Origin of the sequence: Streptomyces sp. NBC_00727, from assembly GCF_045161745.1 — a bacterium.
GTDB lineage: Bacteria > Actinomycetota > Actinomycetes > Streptomycetales > Streptomycetaceae > Streptomyces.
Genome location: NZ_CP108981.1, coordinates 268,768 through 288,542, shown reverse-complemented (window position 1 = coordinate 288,542; position 19,775 = coordinate 268,768). Strand labels below are relative to the sequence as shown.

General features: G+C 72.3%; 20 protein-coding genes. 12 read left to right on the top strand and 8 right to left on the bottom strand.

The genetic code is table 11. The features are described 5' to 3' along the window. Positions 1-206: 206 nt before the first annotated feature. Positions 207-1,703, top strand: a complete 1,497-nt coding sequence (locus tag OG242_RS01340; protein ID WP_405896354.1) for a hypothetical protein — start codon at positions 207-209, stop codon at positions 1,701-1,703. Positions 1,704-1,781: 78 nt separating this feature from the next. On the opposite strand, the gene OG242_RS01335 is transcribed toward OG242_RS01340, so the two are convergent. Beyond that, entirely contained in the window at positions 1,782-3,218 is a 1,437-nt protein-coding gene (locus OG242_RS01335) for a PP2C family protein-serine/threonine phosphatase (protein WP_405896353.1), read from the bottom strand. 310 nt (positions 3,219-3,528) lie between these two features. Between OG242_RS01335 and rpmG the strand changes: the two genes are divergently transcribed. Further along, entirely contained in the window at positions 3,529-3,693 is a 165-nt protein-coding gene (rpmG, locus tag OG242_RS01330; protein ID WP_329022273.1) for a 50S ribosomal protein L33, read from the top strand. 41 nt (positions 3,694-3,734) lie between these two features. Next, positions 3,735-3,998 carry a type B 50S ribosomal protein L31 gene (locus tag OG242_RS01325; RefSeq protein ID WP_405896352.1) on the top strand — a complete coding sequence of 88 codons (264 nt, stop codon included), beginning with the start codon at positions 3,735-3,737 and terminating at the stop codon, positions 3,996-3,998. A gap of 122 nt (positions 3,999-4,120) precedes the next feature. On the opposite strand, the gene OG242_RS01320 is transcribed toward OG242_RS01325, so the two are convergent. The 3 genes from OG242_RS01320 to OG242_RS01310 form a co-directional block, all read right to left on the bottom strand. Further along, positions 4,121-4,780: a YoaK family protein gene (locus OG242_RS01320; RefSeq protein WP_405901480.1), complete on the bottom strand. Its 660-nt coding sequence runs from the start codon at positions 4,778-4,780 to the stop codon at positions 4,121-4,123. 23 nt (positions 4,781-4,803) lie between these two features. Continuing rightward, positions 4,804-6,177, bottom strand: coding sequence for a cryptochrome/photolyase family protein (locus tag OG242_RS01315; protein WP_405896351.1), 1,374 nt, complete (start codon positions 6,175-6,177; stop codon positions 4,804-4,806). 66 nt (positions 6,178-6,243) lie between these two features. After that, on the bottom strand, positions 6,244-7,773 hold the full coding sequence (locus tag OG242_RS01310) for an SDR family oxidoreductase (protein WP_405896350.1): 1,530 nt from the start codon (positions 7,771-7,773) through the stop codon (positions 6,244-6,246). Positions 7,774-7,902: 129 nt separating this feature from the next. Between OG242_RS01310 and OG242_RS01305 the strand changes: the two genes are divergently transcribed. The 6 genes from OG242_RS01305 (at position 7,903) to OG242_RS01280 (ending at position 11,870) form a co-directional block, all read left to right on the top strand. Further along, positions 7,903-8,547 (top strand): VanZ family protein, encoded by a 645-nt coding sequence (locus tag OG242_RS01305; RefSeq protein ID WP_405896349.1) that lies wholly within the window; start codon positions 7,903-7,905, stop codon positions 8,545-8,547. Between the two features lie 154 nt (positions 8,548-8,701). Further along, complete coding sequence (locus OG242_RS01300; RefSeq protein ID WP_405896348.1) at positions 8,702-9,484, top strand: DUF4389 domain-containing protein; 783 nt, start codon at positions 8,702-8,704, stop codon at positions 9,482-9,484. Between the two features lie 41 nt (positions 9,485-9,525). Next, positions 9,526-10,041: a DinB family protein gene (locus OG242_RS01295; RefSeq protein WP_405896347.1), complete on the top strand. Its 516-nt coding sequence runs from the start codon at positions 9,526-9,528 to the stop codon at positions 10,039-10,041. Positions 10,042-10,121: 80 nt separating this feature from the next. Beyond that, complete coding sequence (locus OG242_RS01290) at positions 10,122-10,835, top strand: DUF4230 domain-containing protein (protein WP_405896346.1); 714 nt, start codon at positions 10,122-10,124, stop codon at positions 10,833-10,835. Positions 10,836-10,950: 115 nt separating this feature from the next. After that, positions 10,951-11,397 carry a nitroreductase family deazaflavin-dependent oxidoreductase gene (locus OG242_RS01285; RefSeq protein WP_405896345.1) on the top strand — a complete coding sequence of 149 codons (447 nt, stop codon included), beginning with the start codon at positions 10,951-10,953 and terminating at the stop codon, positions 11,395-11,397. A 68-nt stretch (positions 11,398-11,465) separates the two neighbouring features. After that, positions 11,466-11,870, top strand: coding sequence for a DUF6221 family protein (locus tag OG242_RS01280; RefSeq protein ID WP_405896344.1), 405 nt, complete (start codon positions 11,466-11,468; stop codon positions 11,868-11,870). A gap of 28 nt (positions 11,871-11,898) precedes the next feature. Here OG242_RS01280 and OG242_RS01275 read toward each other — a convergent pair whose 3' ends face one another. Then, a complete protein-coding gene (locus OG242_RS01275) occupies positions 11,899-12,087 on the bottom strand; it encodes a DUF6381 family protein (protein WP_405896343.1) in 189 nt (62 codons plus the stop codon). Between the two features lie 198 nt (positions 12,088-12,285). Here OG242_RS01275 and OG242_RS01270 point away from each other — a divergent pair, with 198 nt between their 5' ends. Together OG242_RS01270 and OG242_RS01265 are read left to right on the top strand one after the other, a co-directional pair. After that, entirely contained in the window at positions 12,286-12,834 is a 549-nt protein-coding gene (locus tag OG242_RS01270) for an isochorismatase family protein (protein WP_405896342.1), read from the top strand. A gap of 214 nt (positions 12,835-13,048) precedes the next feature. Next, the gene (locus OG242_RS01265; RefSeq protein WP_405896341.1) at positions 13,049-14,227 is read left to right on the top strand and encodes an acyltransferase family protein; all 1,179 of its coding nucleotides are present in this window, start codon (positions 13,049-13,051) and stop codon (positions 14,225-14,227) included. Positions 14,228-14,367: 140 nt separating this feature from the next. On the opposite strand, the gene OG242_RS01260 is transcribed toward OG242_RS01265, so the two are convergent. The 3 genes from OG242_RS01260 to OG242_RS01250 form a co-directional block, all read right to left on the bottom strand. Further along, positions 14,368-16,539 (bottom strand): hypothetical protein, encoded by a 2,172-nt coding sequence (locus OG242_RS01260; RefSeq protein WP_405896340.1) that lies wholly within the window; start codon positions 16,537-16,539, stop codon positions 14,368-14,370. 70 nt (positions 16,540-16,609) lie between these two features. After that, positions 16,610-17,581 carry an aldo/keto reductase gene (locus tag OG242_RS01255; protein WP_405896339.1) on the bottom strand — a complete coding sequence of 324 codons (972 nt, stop codon included), beginning with the start codon at positions 17,579-17,581 and terminating at the stop codon, positions 16,610-16,612. 331 nt (positions 17,582-17,912) lie between these two features. Continuing rightward, positions 17,913-18,638 carry a DUF4232 domain-containing protein gene (locus OG242_RS01250; RefSeq protein ID WP_405896338.1) on the bottom strand — a complete coding sequence of 242 codons (726 nt, stop codon included), beginning with the start codon at positions 18,636-18,638 and terminating at the stop codon, positions 17,913-17,915. Positions 18,639-18,991: 353 nt separating this feature from the next. Between OG242_RS01250 and OG242_RS01245 the strand changes: the two genes are divergently transcribed. Further along, a complete protein-coding gene (locus tag OG242_RS01245) occupies positions 18,992-19,765 on the top strand; it encodes a VOC family protein (RefSeq protein ID WP_405896337.1) in 774 nt (257 codons plus the stop codon). Positions 19,766-19,775: the final 10 nt, after the last annotated feature.

Here is a 19,775-nt window from a genome sequence, read left to right as displayed (position 1 = left end):
CGACAAGTTGCGTGCGCCACCCCGGCCGGCGGCCCTTCGGCACCCTGGGGAGTACCTAGGGCTGCCGGGCGGGGTTGCGCTTTCCTACCTGACAACAGCGCGAGGGTGTCTCTCGACATAGCGCACCCTGGCGAACCCTGGCGAATAGTCGCAAGGCATCTGACACGGGGTTACTGTCAACGCAGCCGAGAACCTGGGGGCTTGACGTGACCGGAGAACCCAACACCCGCCTGTCGGACCTGTTCGGCCTTGCCGGCTGGTCCAAGGGCGAACTCGCGAGAATGGTGAACCGGAAGGCGGCGGCGATGGGCCACCCCCAACTGGCCACCGACACCTCGCGCGTGAGGCGCTGGATCGACATGGGGGAGTCCCCCCGCGATCCCGTGCCCAAGGTGCTGGCTGCTCTGTTCACCGAGCGGCTCGGCCGTGTCGTGACCATCGAGGACCTCGGGTTCGGCCGACGCGGGCGTGTGGGGAAGCGGCGAGAGGCCGGGACGCAGGACAATCCCGATCAACTCCCGTGGGCGCCCGAGCGGACGGCAGCGGTCCTCACCGAATTCACGGGAATGGACCTCATGCTCAACCGACGCGGCTTGGTGAGCGCGGGCGCCGCGCTCGCCGCCGGCTCCACCATCGCCGGCCCCATGCACGACTGGCTGCACACCGACCCCGTACTGGCGGCCGACGCCCCGCGCGCCGGCGACCCGGTACACGCGGACTCCGCCGGCTTCGACCGGTACGAGGCCGCTCCCATCGGCTCCGAGGAGATCGAGGCGCTGGAGCGGTCCGTGGAGGTGTTCCGCGCCTGGGACGCCTCCCGGGGCGGCGGCCTCCAGCGCAAGGCCGTGGTGGGCCAGCTCAACGAGGTGGGCGGCATGCTCTCCTACCACCACCCCGCCCACCTCCAGAAGCGCCTGTGGGGCGTCGCCGCCAACCTCGCCGTCCTGGCGGGATGGATGTCGCACGACGTCGGCCTCGAACCCACGGCCCAGAAGTACTTCGTCATCGCCGCGCACGCGGCCCGCGAGGGCGGCGACCGCCCGCGCGCCGGCGAGGCCCTGTCCCGCGCGGCCCGCCAGATGGTCCACCTGGGCCGCCCCGACGACGCCCTGGACCTGATGAAGCTCGCCAAGTCCGGCTCGGGCGACAACGTCCTGCCGCGCACCCAGGCGATGCTCTGCACCATCGAGGCGTGGGCGCAGGCGTCCATGGGCCGGGGGCAGGCCATGCGGCGCACCCTCGGCCGGGCCGAGGATCTCTTCGTCTCGGACAGGAGCGACGTGCCGCCGCCCAGCTGGATGCAGATGTTCGACGAGGCCGACATGCACGGCATGCAGGCCCTGGCCTTCCGGACGCTCGCCGAGCACGACCCGTCGGCGGCCGTCATCGCCCAGCGGCACGCGAAGCAGGCCCTGGAACTGCGCGTCAACGGGCGCCAGCGGTCCAAGATCTTCGACTACATCTCGCTCGCCTCGGCCTGCTTCATCGCCGACGACCCCGAACAGGCCGACCGCTACGCCCGGCTCGCCCTGGTCTCGATGGGGGAGACCTCCTCCCACCGGACCTGGGACCGGTTGCGCGAGATGTACCGGCTGACCGGGCAGTTCGCCGGCTACGCGAAGATCGAGGACCTGCGCGAGGAGATCCAGCTCTCACTGCCTCCGAGCCAGCGCGTCAAGAAGCCGAGGAGCGCGGAGATCTGAGGAGCCCCGGGACGCGACACGACCCGGGCTCCGCCGAGCAGTCGAACCGACGCCCCGACGAGGGCCGCCGTCGCTGCCCTACGCACCGACACGGGCGATCAGCACACACGCGTCGTCCAGCCGCTCGGCCGCCCCGAACTCCTCGACGACTGCCCGTACGCACTCCTGTGCCGATCGGGCCTCGGAGAAGCGGGGGGCCAGACCGAGCAGCGCCTCCGTTCCCGGTCGCGCACCCCCGCGCCCGGAGGTGTCGTCCCTGGCCAGTCCGTCGGTGTGCAGCACCAGCACGTCGCCGGGCAGCAGACGTGCCTCGTCCTGTTCGTAGGCGACCCCGGAGGCCGCTCCGAGCAGCACCCCGTCAGGCAGGGGCAGCGGGCGTCCGGTCCCGTCGCGGAAGAGCAGCGGCGCCGGGTGTCCGGCCTGCGCCCAGTCCAGGGTGCGCGTCGCCGGGTCGAACCGGCAGCACACGGCGCTGCCCAGGGCCGGCTGAATGGAGGTTTCCAGTAACTGGTTGAGATGGCCGAGCAGGGCACCGGGCTCGGTGCCGGCTACCGCCATGCCGCGCACCGCGCCCATGACCACCGCCATGGCTGAGGTGGCCTGAATGCCGTGGCCGGTCAGGTCGCCGACGGTGAGCAGAGTCCTGCCGTCCGGCAGCTCCATGGCGTCGTACCAGCCACCGCCGACCAGGGCGCTCGTCTCCGACGGGAGGTAGTGGGCGGCGATGTCCAGGGTGCCCGGGCCGTGGTCCGGGAGCCGCAGCGAGCTCTGCCACGGGGGGAGCACGGCCTCCTTCAGCTCCACGGCGACCCGGTGTTCGGCACGGGCGATGTGCTGCTCGCGGCGCAGGGACTCATGGGTGCGGTGCACCACCTGCTGGCTGCGCCGCAGCGCGCTGACATCGCGCAGGACGGCCCACATGGAGGCCGTGCGGCCGTCCGTGTCGAGCACGGGCTCGCCCATCATGTGCAGGGTCCGGATGCGCCCGTCGGTGTGCCTGATGCGGAACTCGCCGTCTATCGGCTTGCCGTCCACCAGACAGTCCGTGACGAGCGCGGTGAGTAAGGGCTGGTCCTCGGGGAGCAGCGTGGAGGGCAGGTCGTCGAGCGACAGCCCGCCCGCCTCCGGCGCCCGGCCGAAGATGCGGAACAGCTCGTCGGACCAGCTGACCTCGTCGGTCAGCAGATTCCACTCGGCGCTGCCCACCCGGCCGATGAGGGAGCCCTGGGGCTCGTCGGCGGCGGCTTCTTCGCGCGTGTGCCGCTCGGGCTCCTCGGGCAGGCCCTCCCGGAGCTGTCCGAGGTGGGTGCCGAGATCGTCGAGATGGTGCACCGCCAGCTCGCAGAGCGCGCGCTGCCAGCGCGTCCGAGGATCGTCCTCGTCGACGCGCACGGCGTCGCGCCGCACCGCGTCCACGTCGCCGCGCAGCCGGCGCGTCCGGTCGATCAACGCGTCGACGGCATCGCGCTCCGGCGGCTGTGGGGCGGAGCGGTCCGCAGAGAGGGGGGACGGCATGTCGTACTCCGATACAGGGCGGTACAACCAGTGACGAAGGGTGGACCGCATACGACTTTCGCACAGCCGGAAGGGGCCCGTAAGGGGTTTGGCAACACTCGATGCGTTCTTGCATCCGGCATATGCCAGCGGCTGACTGTAGCCCATACTCTTCGAACAGCCTTGCTGTTCAAGGCGGTTGGTGCAAGTCGCGACGGGTTGCCCTGCGCGGGAATGGGCCCGGGGTGTGCTGTGTTGTACGGGCAGAACGAAAACGAATCCCGTTCCCATAAGGGTGCGGGGCTCGTGACCGACGATCCCGGAGGTGCTCATGGCCCGCAGTGAGGTCCGTCCCGTAGTCACGCTCCGCTCGACCGCGGGGACGGGGCAGAGCTATGTGACGCGCAAGAGCCGTCGCAACAACCCCGACCGCTTGGTCCTGCGCAAGTACGACCCCGCCGCCGGCCGGCACGTGCTGTTCCGCGAGGAACGCTGACCGTACGGCCCGCCCCCGTCCGCACCAAGGAAGGAATGTCCATGAAGCCCCGTATCCACCCCGTCTCCCGTCCGGTGGTCTTCCGCGACCGCGCCGCCGGGACCGCCTTCCTCACCCGCTCCACCGCCGCCTCCGAGCAGCGCGTGACGTGGGAGGACGGCCGCAGCTACCCCGTCATCGACGTGGAGACCTCGTCGGCGAGCCACCCGTTCTATACGGGGACCAAGCAGGTGCTGGACACGGCGGGCCGGATCGAACAGTTCCACCGCCGCTACGGCACCGAGGCACCCGCCACCGGCGAGTAAGCGCCCGCCGCCGTCGCCCGGCGCCCGTGCCCTGGATCACAGTTAGGGGTGGGGATTGCCGGGAATGCGGTGCAGTGGTTTATCGTTCATCTATATGTGGATGACGCACTGAGCGCCCACATTCAAGCCGCCCCGGCTGGATTCCCCCGATCCGGCCGGGGCTTCCCCTTCTCCGGTCCGGCCTCCGCCCGCCCCGGCTGGGCCCAGGCCTCCGCCAGCAGGGCGGCCACCGCGAGCGCAGCGGCGACCACCGCACCGGCCGCGGTCCACAGCCGTACGGTCAGCGCCGCGAGCGCGGCCCCCGCCACCACCGCGGCCAGCCGCCCGGCGACCCAGCCGTCGCCGCCGCGCCACGCTCCGACCGCCAGCCGCCCGACGAGCGACGTCAGGGTCCCGGTGAAGTAGTTCGTGGGCGTGGCCCGCACCCGCCCCTGGATGCCCATCGCGAGGCCCATCAGCACCAGCAGCCCCAGCCGGTCCGCGTCCGACCTCACCAGCCCGGCCGCCCACAGCCCCGCCCCCGCCGCGAGCAGCACCACCTCGGCCAGCAGCATCACCGGCACCCGCCGCCACACCCGCTCGCCGACCACCGCGGCACCGGCCACCCCGCAGCCGTACGAGAGGAGCGCGGTGACCACCCGCAGCGCGACGCCCTCCTCACCCGCCCCGACGGCCGAAGCGCCCATCAGCACCAGGTTTCCGGTCATCACCCCGGCGAAGACCTGGCCCACACAGATGAAGACGAACGCGTCCGCGGCCCCGGACGCCGCCGACAGCAGCAACAGCGCGCCGCGCTCCCGCGCCCTCACTCCAGCCCACGCGCCTGCCGGAACCGGGTCAGCCCCTCGGACAGGTCCACCACCGGCTCCGGATAGTCCAGCCGGTCGCGCTCCTCACCGCGCAGCTTCCACGGCTCGTGCACGGCGGCCCCGGAAAGCGAAGCCAGCTCCGGCACCCAGCGCCGGACGTACGCGCCGTCCGGGTCGAGCCGCTTGGCCTGCACCACCGGATTGAGCACCCGGTTGGGCCGGCTGTCGGTCCCCGTACCGGCCATCCACTGCCAGTTCATCTGGTTGTTGGCGATGTCGCCGTCCACCAGGAGATCCAGGAAGTGCCGTGCCCCGACACGCCAGTCCACGTACAGCGTCTTGGCCAGGAAGGAGGCGGTGAGCAGCCGGCCCCGGTTGTGCATCCAGCCCTCGTGGCGCAGCTGGCGCATCGCGGCGTCGACGACCGGATAGCCGGTGCGCCCCTGCCGCCACGCCTCGACCTCGTCGGCCGCGTCCTCCTCGGACCGCCACCGGTCGTGCTTGTCGCGGTAGTTCTCCCAGGACGCGGCGGGCCGGGCCGCGAGGACCTGGTAGTGGAACTCGCGCCAGCACAACTGCCGTACGAACGCCTCGGCCCCGGCACCGCCGGCCTCCCGCGACCGGTGCACCAGCTCGACGGGGGACAGGGTGCCGAAGTGCAGGTGCGGCGAGAGGCGCGAAGTGCCGTCTCCCGCCAGGTCGTCGTGCTGCTCCTCGTACGCGGCGAGCCCGCGCCGCCGCCAGGCCGTGAACGCCTTGCGCGCCGCCTGCTCCCCGCCCTCCGGGAGCCCGTCCGACACGCCGGACACACCGCTTCGGCCCGGCACCTTCTCCGACCGGGGCCCCGTGGGCACCCGTACCGCACGCGGCGCACCGAACACATCGCGCAGACGCTCCCCCGACCAGCGCCTGAAGTACGGGGTGAACACGGCGAAGTGGTCCGAGGAGGCGGGCGTCACCGCGCCCGCCGCCACCGCCGTGACCACTCCGTCATGGACGCGAAGCCGGCGCCCGCCGGACTCCAGCGCCTCGCGCAGCCGCTCCTCGCGGCGCCGGGCGTACGCGCTGACCCCCGCCGCCACATGGACCTCGTCCGCACCGGTCTCCGAGGCGATCGCGCACACCTCCTCGGCCACATCCCCGGTCCGGACGACCAGCCGGCCGCCCCGGTCGCGCAGCCCGGCGTCGAGGTCGCGCAGGCAGTCGGCGAGGAAGGCGCGCCGGTTCGGGGCGTCGAAACCGGCCGCCTCGATGGCGTTGTCCCGGACGAACAGAGGCACGATCTCGTCCGCCGACGCGAGCGCGGCCCGCAGCGGCGGATGGTCGTGCAGGCGGAGATCGGCGGTGAACAGGACGACCGCAACGGTCATGAGGCAACTCCGGAAGAGGCGGGGACAGCCATGCTGCCGCTAACCCGCCGCCCCGGGACGCACCGTTCAGGGCGACACCGCGCCTACCGCCCGTCCGGGTGACGTACGGGTCTCCGCAGCCCGCGCGATGTTGCGCGCCATCCCCCCGAACACCAGGGCGTGGAAGGGCGAGACGCTCCACCAGTACGCGTGGCCGAACAGCCCGCGCGGATGGAACAGGGCCCGCTGCCGGTAGCGCGACCGGCCCTCTCCGTCCGGCTCCACGTACATCTCCAGCCAGGCCGGGCCCGGCAGCCGCATCTCCGCGCGCAGCCGCAGCAGACGCCCCGGTTCGATCTCCTCGACGCGCCAGAAGTCCAGCGAGTCGCCCACCCGCAGCCGGTCCGTGTCGCGCCGGCCCCGCCGCAGGCCCACCCCGCCCACCAGCCGGTCGAGCCAGCCGCGCACCGCCCAGGCCAGCGGGAACGAATACCAGCCGTGTTCGCCGCCGATGCCCTCGACCACCCGCCACAGGGCCTCGGGCGACGCGTCGACGGCGCGCTCCCGTACGTCCCTGTACAGGCTGCCGCCCGCCCAGTCAGGGTCGGTGGGCAGCGGGTCGCTGGGCACGCCCGGCACCGAGGCGGACGACCACCGGGTGGTGACCCGGGCCTCCCGGATCCGTCGCAGGGCCAGCCGCAGCGCCGTCTCGAAGCTGAACGGCTGCCCCGCCCCGTCGGGGACGTGGCCCGCGATGTCGTGCTCCCGGCACACCACCTCGTACCGCAGGGACTCCGCGAGCGGCCGGGCGATCCGCGCGGGCACGGGCGTGATGAGCCCGACCCAGTGGCTGGACAGCCCCGGCGACAGCATCGGCACGGGCAGGATCAGCCGGTGCGGCAGCTCCGCCACCTCCGCGTACCGCTGCATCATGCCGCGGTACGTGAGCACGTCGGGGCCGCCGATGTCGAACGTGCGGTTCACGTCCCGCGGCATGCGGGCGCTGCCCACGAGGTAACGCAGGACATCGCGTACGGCGATGGGCTGGATGCGCGTCGAGACCCAGCTCGGCGTCACCATCACCGGCAGCCGCTCGGTGAGATAGCGCAGCATCTCGAAGGAGGCGGAGCCCGATCCGATGATGACGGCGGCGCGCAGCGCGGTGGTCGGCACGCCGGACTCCAGCAGGATGCGACCGACTTCGGCGCGTGAGCGCAGATGCGGCGACAGCTCGTGCTCGGGCACGCCTTCGGGGGTGAGGCCGCCGAGATAGACGATACGGCCGACCCCCGCGGCCCGTGCCTGTTCGGCGAAGGCGGCGGCGGCCCGCCGGTCGGTCTCCTCGAAGCCGGACCCGGTCGTCAGCGCGTGCACCAGGTAGTACGCCACGTCGACGCCGTCCATCGCCGGGGCGAGCGACGCCGCGTCCGTGACGTCGCCCCGGACGATCCCGACCTCCCCGGCCCACGGATGGTCGCGCAGTTTCTCCGGGGTGCGGGCCAGGCACCGCACCCGGTGTCCCGCGGCCAGCAGCTCCGGGACCAGCCGGCCACCGATGTAGCCGGTGGCGCCGGTGACCAGGCAGTTCAGGGGTGCGTTCGCGTGGTCGCCCGTCATGAGATCTCCGCATCGGTCCGGATGCGCGGGGCCCGGAAGACCCGCCGGTCGCGACCAGTCTGACCCCGGGACCGCCGCCCCGCACGGCGCGGCGGGTGTGTTCCCGGGCTTGCGGGGCATCCGTCGCCCATGGACGCAGCGGCCGCAAGACCCAGGCGGGACGGAACCCGGAGAAGGGGATGGGGGCGGCTCCTGCTGCGCGTCACCATCCTGGTGCTGGCCTTCGTGGCCATGGTCGGATTCTCGGTGGTGCTGGCGAAGGTGACGCTCACTCCGTCGCCCGCCTCCGAGGATCTCGTGAAGTCGAACCTGCACCCGGGCCGCTCGCTGCGGCAGTACGCCGAGGACTACACCTTCCTCGCGGCGTGCAAGCAGGCCGGGGGCAACCTGCTGCTCGGCATGCCCTTCGGCGTCCTGCTGCCCATCCTCGTCCCCCGACGCCTCCGGATGCTCCGCATGTTCGTGCTGACCGTGCTGGTCATCGTCGTCGTGGAGCTGGTGCAGGGAGCGGTCGTCGCGGGCCGCGCCTTCGACGTGGACGACGTTATCCTCAACACCGCGGGCGCCCTCCTGGCCTACGTGCTGGTGGGGCGGCGGCTGAGCCACCGCTACCACGTCCTCGCGGAGGAGCCGGAGCGCACACAGGCACGGCCGGCGACCCGGCGGCCGAAGGCTCCCACCCGCCGGACCGGGCGTCGGCCCGCCTCCGCCTGGGTGCGGATGCGCCACGGTGTCCGCCGCAGGGCCGCGCGCGGCCGTCCCCGCAAACGCTGACCGGGATACCCGATCGGACCGCCGCCGATTGCGGGGCTGAGCGGCCGGTTCGACGGTGGGACGACACCGGACGTCCCGCTGGACGACGCCCGGCCGCCGAGGTCGCGGGCGGGCGCGGGCCCGGCCGCGCGGGTCACCGCCGAAGAGGAGCGACATGACGGACGCCCAGTGGAGCCCGGGGCCACGAGCGGGGGACACGGGCGAGTTCCGGCCCGAGCTGGACGTCGTCGAACCCGCGCGCCAACGGCGGCTCACCGTCTTCTTCCGGCTGCTCCTGCTGATCCCGCACGCCGTCGTGCTGTTCTTCCTGGAGATCGCGGCGTTCTTCACCCTCGTGTTCGGCTGGTTCGCCGCGCTCGCGCTCGGCCGGCTGCCCGGGCCCGTCTACCGCTTCCTCGCCCAGGTCCTGGCCTACCGGACCCGGGTGGCCGCGAGCGCCATGCTGCTCGCCGACAGCTACCCGCCGTTCACGCTGTCCCAGCCGCCGCACTACCCGGTGCGCATCGACGTCCGGCCGACCCGGCTGAACCGGCTCGCCGTCTTCTTCCGGCTGATCCTGGTCATCCCCGCCGCGATCGTGCAGGGCCTCGTCACGTGCGGCTGGTCGGCCCTGGCGATCCTGTGGTGGCTGATCACCCTGATCCTCGGCCGCGTGCCCCGGCCCCTGTTCGAGGCCACGGCGGCCACCCTGCGCTACGAGACGCGGGTCTCCGCCTACTTCTCGCTGCTCAGCCCCGCCTACCCCAAGGGCCTCTTCGGCGAGGATGCCCTCTCCGTACCGCAAGGACAGCCGCGCTCCGCCACCAGGCCGCTGGTCATGAGCACGGGGGGCAAGGCCCTGGTGGTCCTCTTCCTGGTCCTCGGGCTCATCGGCAGCGTCACCACGTCCGTGACCCGTTCGTCCTCGGACGACACCGAGTACGGCGCGGGGCGGTAAAAGGCTCGTGCGAACGGCTGTTCAGCGGGCATCATCACCGGATGACCTGGACAGCCCCCGAAGTCACACGCACGCCCGGCTCGCTCGTCGCCGAAGAGCGGGAGATGCTCACCGGATACCTGAACTGGTTCCGCTCCACCCTGCTGCAGAAGTGCGCCGGTCTCACGGGTGAACAGCTCGCCGAGCGGACCGTACCCCCGTCGAACCTCGCCCTCCTCGGCCTCGTGCGCCACATGGCCAAGGTCGAACGCACCTGGTTCCGGGAGCGGTTCGCCGGGCAGGACCTCGACCCCATGTATGACCCCGCGAAGGGCAAGGACGCCGACTTCGAGGACCTCGACCCGGCCACGGCCGCCGAGGACTACGCCCGGCTCAACGAGGAGTGCCGGCTCGCCGACGAGATCGTCGCCGGTGCCTCGCTCGACGACACCTTCACCCACAACGGCGACGTCTACTCCCTGCGCCTCGTCCACGTCCACATGATCGGCGAGTACGCGCGCCACATCGGCCACGCCGATCTGGTACGCGAGCGGCTGGACGGGCTCACCGGGGCCTGAGGGAGACGCGTGAGGGCGAAAGGCAGGCCCGGCGCCCGCCCGCCCGGCGTGAACCCGGCCGGCCGGGTCATACGAGCATTATGACTTCCAGCGACTCGGCGACAGAACCGTCCACGAAGCCCGAACCGGCCGACGACGGCGTCCGCCGCCGTCGCAACCACCGCTGGGGCCGCGCCGCCGCCTTCTGCGCGGCCGCGCTGGCCCTGCTGTTCATCGGCACGCGCCTCAGCCTGCTGCCCGGACTGGGCGACTTACTGGGCGAGGAGACCCACGACCGCTCGGGGCCCGCGGTGCTCAAATCGATCCAGGACATGGACCGGTACGAGGCGGCGGCGGGCAACTTCCAGGTCGTCGTCGACCTGGAGAAGGACACCAAGTTCGTCCCCGACGTGATCCGCGGCAAGCGCACGCTGTACGTCGGCGCCGGCACCGTGTCCGCATACGTCGACCTCGGCCGGGTGACGAGCGGGGGAGTGGTCGTCGACAAGGACCGCACCACCGCCGAGATCCGGCTCCCGCACGCGGTCCTCGGCAAGCCGGCGCTCGACCCCGACCGCTCCTACGCGGTGTCCAAGCAGCGCGGCATCCTCGACCGGCTCGGCGACTTCTTCTCCGACAACCCCGGCAGCGAGCAGGCGGTCAACCAGCTGGCCGCACGCCACATCGGCGACGCGGCCAAGGAGAGCGGGCTGACGCAGCGCGCCGAGAAGAACACCACCGCGATGCTCAAGGGCCTGCTGGGTTCCCTCGGCTTCGAGAAGGTCACGGTTCTCTACGGCACCGCCCGCCGCTGACCGCGACACGACGGCCGCACGGATTTTCCCGGCGCTGGAAGTCGTTGAAGCCATGATGAGGTGCCCCGGCCGACGACATGCCGCGGCCGGACCGAACGACGATGGGAATGAACACATGCCTCTCCAGGGCGAGTACGAGCCGAGCCCCTCCCAGTGGGTTCGCGACCAGGTCGAGCAGTACGAGAGCTCGGGCGGCACGGAAGGCACGACGATGCGCGACATGCCGGTCATCGTCCTGACGACCCTGGGCGCCAAGTCCGGGAAGATCCGCAAGACCCCCCTGATGCGTGTCGAGCACGACGGCCTGTACGCGGTGGTCGCCTCCCAGGGCGGCGCCCCGACGCACCCCGTCTGGTACCACAACCTCAAGTCCGACCCGCGCGCCGAGCTCCAGGACGGGCCGGTGCGCCGGGACATGACGGCCCGTGAGGTCACCGGTGAGGAGAAGGCCCGGTGGTGGGAGCGCGCGGTCGAGGCGTTCCCCGACTACGCCGACTACCAGAAGAAGACCGACCGGCAGATTCCGGTCTTCGTACTGGAGCCTGTCGACGGGAGCCACTGAGCCGCGGCGGGATAGTGTCCAGCTCGGTCCCCAGGGGGTGGGGCCGAGCTGGAAGGATGCGAAACCAGATGACAGACAACTCCGACCTCGTCGCGTTCGTCCGGGCACGCCTCGACGAGGAAGAGGACCTCGCGCGGGCGGCCGGCGGCGAGGCATGGCGGTGCCCGGCCGAGACGCCCGGCGAGATCCACGACCGGGGCGGCGCGATCGCCTTCACCCTGCGCACACACGGCCACGACTACGACCGGCACATCGTCCGCCAGGACCCGGCCAGGACGCTCCAGCGCATCGAGACCAACCGGGTCCTCCTGGACGAGTACGCCGAGGTCGCCGCGCTCGACGTCGACCGCCCGCAGCGCGACTTCGCGTCCGGCCGGGCCTTCGGTCTGGGCTTCGTGGTCCGGCAGCTGGCCGCGGAGAGCGCCGGCCACCCCGACTACCAGGTGAAGTGGCTGCCCCGGTTCACCCAGTAGTTCCGCGGGACCGCCGGCTCCGGGCGGGTCAGAGCGCGTTCGTCCCGTGGTCGCCCTTGGTGGTCACCTGGTCGCTCCGCTCCTGGAGCCGGCGCGCCTTGTCCTGGAGGCGCTGCCGCTCCCGCGGGTCCGCCGCGCGGTCGGCGGCCTCCTGCATCTCCTGCGCCTTGGCCCGGATGCGCTGGGCCCGGCCGCCGGTCTCGTCCGCAACGCTCATGATCACTCCCGGTGCTCGGTGGAGAGCCGATCACTCCAGCGAATCAGTGCGCGCCCGGCCCCGCATCTCGAACCGCGCCGGTGCCTCCGCCGTGCGGACCTCCCGACGGCCACCCGCCCGCCCGTCGGCCGGTCCGGTGTCCGAATGTGACAGAGAACCGTCATTGCGGCCAACCCCGCGGTTGACGACGATGGAGCCATGTCCACCGCACACCGCGTCGTCATCGCGGTCTTCCCCGGCGTCGGCCTCCTCGACGTCTCCGGCCCCGCCGAGGTCTTCGCCCTGGCCAACAGGGTCTCCGGGGGCCGCGCCGGCTACGAGGTCCGGCTCGCCGGGCCCGATGGGGGCGAGGTGCGGACCTCGGCGGGGGTACGGCTGCTGACCGACCTGACCTTCGACGAGGTGGCACCCCGGGACGGCGAGACGGTGGTCGTCAAGCAGCTCCCCAACTCCTTCCACCGCACGGAACTGGAGAAGACCCTGACCGCCCTCGGCGCGGAGCCCGGCAGCGGCAAGGAGCTGGTGCTCGCCGGATTCATGACCCACATGTGCGTCACCCACACCGCACAGGGCGCCTTCAACCTCGGCTACCGCCCCGCAGTCGTCGCCGAGGCCACCGCCACCCGCAGCCTCCCCGCCCCCGACGGCACGGTCGTACCGGCCGCCGCTCTCAAGACCGCCGCCCTGACCGCCGTCGCCGACCTCTTCGCACCCGTCGCCCCCACGGTCGACGACATCCCCGCCTGATCCGGGCCCGGCCGCACCCCGCGCGAGGGGTGCGGCCGGTGGCGTCGCACTCCATAACACGGGGGCCGGGCCTTCCCCCGTGGCTGCGAGCCACCTCATAGACGGTCTCAAGCGGTCCCCGAGCGAGGGCACTTACAAAGAGCGGTGAGCCCTCCCGGACCGCCCCCCAGCTCCCCGTGTCCCTCGCAGGACCATCCCCGAGATCGGAAAGCCCATGGCCACGGACCAAATACTGACCCGCTCGGCACCATCCGTCACCGTTCCCCGGGCCGTAGACCCGAAGCCGGCGGCCGTCTCCCGGCTGCCCTCGCTGACCGGTCTTCGCTTCCCCGCCGCCCTGGCCGTCTTCGTCCACCACGCGTTCCTGCCGATCGTCCCGCTCCGGCTGCTCGCCGACGACGGCACCGCGGACCGGCTGGCCGGCTGGTTCACCCAGGCCGGCGGGCTCGGCGTGACGTTCTTCTTCGTGCTCAGCGGCTTCGTCCTGACCTGGTCCGCCCGGGACAACGACACCACCAGGGGCTTCTGGCGGCGCAGGTTCGTCAAGATCTACCCGATGTACGTGGTCACCTGGGCGCTGGCGGTCTCGCTGTTCGCGATGTACTACACCTCGGTCCGGCTGGCCGTCGCGAACCTGTTCATGCTCCATGTGTGGGTGCCCCAGTACATGACCAACTTCAGCGTGAACGCGCCCAGTTGGTCGCTCGCCGTCGAAGCGGTCTTCTACCTGGCCTTCCCGTTCCTGCTGAGGGCCTTCCGCCGCATCGACCCCCGCAATCTCAAGTACTGGATCACCGGGGCCATTGCCGTGATCGCGGCCACCCCGGCGCTGGCCTACGCCCTCTTCCCGGACTCCCCGCGCATCACCAGCGGCCACGAGAGCTCCGTCTCGCAGTACTGGTTCAGCTACGTCCTGCCGCCGGTCCGCATGGCCGACTTCGCCCTCGGCATCCTGGTCGCGCTCGCCGTCAAGCACGGGCGCTGGCGCAACATCGGCATGGCCTGGTCGGCCCTGCTGCTCGCCGCCTCGTACGCCGCGACCGCCTACGTGCCCTACCTCTACGGGCAGCGCGCCGTCATGATCGTGCCGATCGTGCTGCTCATCGCCGCCACCGCCACGGCCGACATCGAGGGCCGCGCCACCTGGTTCCGCAGCCGCGCCATGATCTGGCTGGGCGAGGTGTCGTTCGCCTTCTACCTGGTCCACTACATCGTGCTGTGCTCGCTGCGCTGGGCGCTGGGGGAGGACCGGATGTTCTCCACCCCGGCCACCGTCGCCATGATGGCGGGCGCCGCCGTCACCTCGCTCCTGATGTCCTGGGCGCTCTACGCGTGGATCGAGAAGCCCTTCGTACGCAAGTACAGCCGCCCCCGGAAGGCGGCGCGTGCCTGAGGGACACACGACACGACGACGCCGGGATGCCCTCGGGGCATCCCGGCGTGATGTCGGCGGCGAGGAAAGCGGAAGGACTATTTCGATGGAGGAATGAGAAGGAAGCCCCTCCATGGCCTCGCCACGGGCAACGTTAGCAGTCAGGCCGGGATCAGGTCGCGCAGATTTTCCGGCGTGACGACCACGGAGTCCGGGTGCAGCCCGTCGGGCCGTTCCAGACCGATGTACGTGACCGGCCCGTCCGGGACCGACTTGCCGTCCCACAGTGCGGCCGTCGCCCCGCGCTCCTCCATCAGGCCGGTGAGGTACCCGACCGTCAGGTAGTCGCGCTCGACGATCCCGCGCAGCAGCGCCGCCACGGACACCTGGTTCCCCTCGACCCGGTTGGAGTGCGGCGCGCCCGTCAGGTACAGGTGCAGCCACTTGGCCCGCCAGCGGCCGTCGTCCCCGCGCAGGAACGCCAGCGGAAGCGCGACCGCCCCCCGCCCGCGCAGTTCGGACTTCATCCGGACCGTACGCGGCTCGAACGGGCGGCCCGCCTGCGCGGCGTCACGCGTCATGAACCCGAAGAACGACTCCTCGACGCCCTCGAAGCTCTCCCCGGCGAAGATGTTGACCTGCGGCACGATGAAGTCGCCCCGTACGGCGCCCAGTCGCAGGTTGATGAACTCCGAGGCCCCGTCGGGTGCTTCCGTGATGTCGCCGGAGTGCTCGCCCTCGATCTCGGTGAGCGCGGTGTACGACAGCCAGCACACCGTTTCGTAGCGGGCGTCGAGCATCAGCGCCGACAGGTCGAAGTCGGTGTCGTGCTTCGCCTGCTTCCAGTACACGAAGAAGCGCAGCAGCTCGCCGTCCACGGGGGACAGGGAGCCACGGGGCAGCACGCCGAGGCCGCCCGTCATCGACTTGCCGCTGAGCGGGAGCGCCACATCGAGGATGTCCGGGTCGACCAGCAGCCGGCCGCCCTCCGGAAGGCGGCGGGCCGCCTCGGTGTCCAGCGCGGTGACCAGGCGGTCCCGCGCGGACTCCGGCACCGGGGGACGCCTGTCCTCGGTGACCCAGGCGCGGGCGCGCTGGTTGACGAAGAAGCGGCGCCCGGCCGGCTCCGCCCCCCGGTTGTGCAGGTGCTCGCGGACGGACAGCAGCACCCGGCCGGAGACCTGAGGGGCCACCTGTTCGGCGGCGGCCACGACCGCGTCGCGTTCCGCGTCGGTGCGGCAGTCGCGCAGCAGCCGGTCCAGGGCGCGGAACAGCTTGCCGGGGGCCGCCGCCAGGAGGCGTGCCGCGTCCGCGACGTCGCCGGCGCCCAGCAGTTCCTCGACGCGGCTGTCGAAGGACCGGGCCTCCTTCTCGCCCCGGGCGACGGTGAACACATCGGCGGCGTGCGGCCGGTCCGGGTACTCGTGCGGGTGCAGCCGCTCGCCGAGGCGCTTGAACGCCTCGCGGTGCGCGGAGACGTCGGCCAGCTTCGCCGGGGCCGCCGCGACCACGGCGTCCAGCCCGGCGATCAGCACCCGGCGCACCGGCCGCGACAGGGACCGGAAACGGGTCGGCCGCACCAGGCTCACGTCGCCGTCGCTCAGCGCGCAGGCCAGCCGCAGCACATCGGTGACCGTGTCCAGCAGGAGGTCCCGGCCGGCGGCGAGGCGAGCCCTGTTGACGACGGCCCGGTTCTCCCGCACGGGTATGGACTCCGGCTGCGGCCCGTCCACGCAGTGCGCGGCGAGCACTCCGAGGTCGCGCAGGTGCTCCTCGTTCAGCGGGGTGGTGCTGCCCGCGAGGGCGAGGTAGAGCGCGGTGGCCTCCTCGTCCGGCGAACCGCCCAGGTGCAGCACCGTCACGCGGTCGCCCGCAGCGGCGGTCAGCTCGTCGTGGACGGCGAGCATCTCCTCGTACCTGTGCGGGTAGCGGCCGTACAACGGCAGGGTCAGCAGGTCGAGCGCCCCCGCGCTCAGCTGCTCGATGACGGCCGGGCGCAGGGTCTCGTCGAGCAGCGCGTCGGCGACGCACCCCCACCAGAAGTCGAACGTGTCCGGCACGCCCGCCGGGAAGTCGATGAAGTAGCTGTTGTGCCGCACGTGGTCGCCCACCATGTCGCGCACGACGTCCAGCGTGCGCCGGGCGGTCTCCGCCACCGCCTCCCCGGACAGCGACGACAGGTGCTCCAGCACCGGGCCCGAGAGCTTGAAGCCCACGGACATCAGCGCGGAGTCGAACTGCCTTGCGGCCACCCCGCCTTGGCCGGCGGGCCCGGAGGGGGCGGGCAGGCGGTGGGTGTGCCGGATGACCAGAGGGCCGGAAACGTGCGACATCCCGGCATGGTCGCAGAACGCGCCGGGGCGGGGCACGCGAGTTTCCACGCCCCGCCCCGGCGGCGCGACGTCACTCCCTGATGAGGAGCCTCGCGATGTCCTCGTCCGTGCGGTTGCCGTGGATCTCGATCCCGGCGAGCTCCGTCTCGATGCGCGCGAACTCCTCGGCGGTCAGCTCGACATCGGCCGCGCCCAGGTTCTCCTCGACGCGCTCGATCCTGCGGGAGCCGGGGATCGGGACGACGAATTCCTTCTTGTGCAGCATCCAGGCCATCGAGACCTGCGCGGGCGTGGCCCTCTTCTCGCGCCCGACCTCGGTGAGCAGGTCCAGTAGGGGCTGGTTGGCGCGGATGTTGTCCTTCTCGAAGCGGGTGATGACCCGGCGGACGTCCGCTCCCGTGTACGTGTCCTCCGCGGTGATCCGGCCGCTGAGGAAGCCCGTGGCGAGCGGTGAGAAGGCGACGAAGCCGATGCCCAGCTCCTCGCAGGCGGGGATCACGTCCCGCTCGAACATCCGCTCCATCAGGGAGTACTCGCTCTGGACGGCGGTCAGCGGCGTCACGGCGTGCGCGCTGCGGATCTGCTGCTCGGTCGCCTGCGACTGGCCCCAGCCGAGGATCTTTCCCTCGGAGATCAGCTCGCCCATGACACCGGCGACGTCCTCGACGGGGATCGAGTCCGGCACCCGGTGCTGGTAGTACAGCTCCACATGGTCGGTACGCAGACGGGTCAGGGACGCGTCGAGCTTCTCCCGGATCTGCTTGCCGAGTTCGGCGGGGGTGAGCGGGCCGCCGAGGTAGAACTTGGTGGCCAGGACGACCTGGTCGCGAATCGGGGCCAGGGCGGGCCCGACCAACTCCTCGTTGGCGCCGGCCGCGTAACCCTCCGCGGTGTCGAAGAACGTGCACCCCAGGTCGAACGCCTTGCGGATGAGCCCGGTGGCCTCCCCGGCGCTCACGCCGGACCCGTAACCCTGGCTGAGGCCCATGGCCCCCAGGCCGACTGCGGAGACGTCGAGGTGTCCGATGGCCCTGGTCCTCATGTGCGGTGGTCCTCTCTGACGGCACCGGGACGACCCCACGCGGGGGGAGGATCGCGTGGGGTGGTTCCGTCCGCCGCGGTCTGGGTCGGCCGGGGTGGCGGCGACGAGGCGGAGCCGCCTTCGTACGCCGATTAGACGGTGACCCCGCGCACCGGAGCCCCGGTCGAGCACCGGTCGCGAAGCCCCGCCGACGTGCGCGTCAGCCGGCGGAGCCCCCCGACGCGCACCATCCGCACATTGGGCAGCCGCCCGCGCCACAACTCCCGCTCACTCGTCGCCCGGAAACCGTTGCGATCACAGGTGTCATGCCCGCGTTCTCCGTGCGGAGGGGTCAGCCTTCCACGGAGGTGGTCGTGAACCGGTCACCGCAGACACGGACCTGGGGGTCGCGCAGGGTGAGCGCCTCCTTGGAGCCCGGCGGGTAGACCCGCAGATAGGCGGCCTGCTTCCAGCAGCCGCCGTCCGCGATGCCCTGGTTGAGCGTGTGCAGGACGACGTGGGCCGTCTTGCCCGGGCCGATCACCGTCGACCCGTGCGACGCGCCGTCCCGCTTGGCCGGTTTGCCGATGACGCTGCCGTCCCGCTGGATCAGGGACACGCCGGGGAAGCCGTTCAGGGCGCAGGAGCGGGAGGACTTGTTGACGAAGGTCAGCTCGTAGTAGACCTGCCCGGCGCCTCCGTCGCCCCGCTTCACGCTCATCCCGAGACCGTCCGCCGTGCACCGTCCGGGGCCGGCCGCGTCGGCGTCGGAGCCGCTGCTCGCGCGGGGCGACGAGGCCGACGGCGCGGGGTCCGACGGCGCGGGATCGGAGGGCGGCTGCGACGAGGCCGGCGAGGGAGCCGTGGACCCGGCGTGGGCCGCGGGCGAGGCCGAGGCGTCCGACGCGGAGCCGTCGTCGTTGCAGCCCGCCGCGACGACCGCGAAGGACATCATCGCGACGGGCACGAGGAGGCGTCGGCGGAGCCTGCGCGCTCTCCCGGCCGTCTCGCGGCCTCGCGGACGAGGCGCGCGCTCGAACGGGGCGGGGGTGGCGTTGGCGCGAGAAAGTGAGCCCATAACGGACGCCTGCTCGATTTTCGGCAGTCCCAACCTGATGATTTCGCAAAATCGCCGTCATCCCGGGCCACCTCGCCCCCGGCCGTCGGCGCACTCCCGCGCCACCGCCCCGGCGAACCCGTCGTGGACGCGCCGGCCACGGCCCGGAGTTCCCTCCCCGCTCCAGGACCGCTCCATCCGCACACCACCGGTACCGCGCACCGTGCCCTCTACCGGCCGTCGGCCTCCCTGGGCGCCGTGGCGGGAGGGGCCGTCCCTGCCCACCGCAAGCTCACCCGCGCACACGGGCCGCTGTCCGGGCTCACGTCGCCGGGCGGGGCGCGGTGCGGAACAGTGGCTGTGGAGGAGAGCTGATGTCTGCGTCTGCCGCGGAACATGTGGTGCCCGCGCCGGGTGTTCCGTGCTGGGTCAACCTGATGGTCGGCGACCTGCCGGCCGCCACCGCCTTCTACACGGCCGTGCTCGGCTGGGAGTTCCACCCCAGTCTGCTGGGTGGCCAGTTCCTCGTCGCCTCGCAGGACGGCTCCCCGGTGGCCGGGATCGGGGCCCGGCGGCCGGGTCTCGCACCCGCCTCGGTGTGGACGCCGTACTTCGCCGTACGGGACGCCGACGTGACGGCGGCCCGCATCAAGGAGCGCGGCGCCACCCTCGCCGTGGGCCCGATCGCGCTGGGGGACGGGCGCGCGGGTCTGGCCGCCGACCGGGACGGAGCGACCTTCGGCTTCTGGCAGGGCCCCACGCTCGCCTGGGTGTACGGGCAGGCGGGCGCCGCCCCCTCCCGGCTCGACCTGCGGACCCGGGACGCGGCCGAGGCGGCGGCGTTCTACGCGCAGGTCTTCGGCTGGGCCGCGGAACCGGAGATCGCCGTCGCGCACCACCCCGACCGGATCCTGGTCGAGCGGGCCGGGCGCGAGGCCGTGTCGCTGCGCGGGGGAGCGGCCCACACCTCACCGGAGCCCCATCTGCGCCCGCGCTGGCTGGTGAACTTCGCCGTGGACGACGTGGAGCGCGCCGTCGCCGTCGCCCTCGCGGCCGGCGGAAGCAGCCCGGGCCCGGAGGAGGGGCCCTCGCGGGCCGTGCGCGACCCGGACGGCGGGCTGTTCACCCTGACTCCCCGGACATCCTGACTTCCCTCAC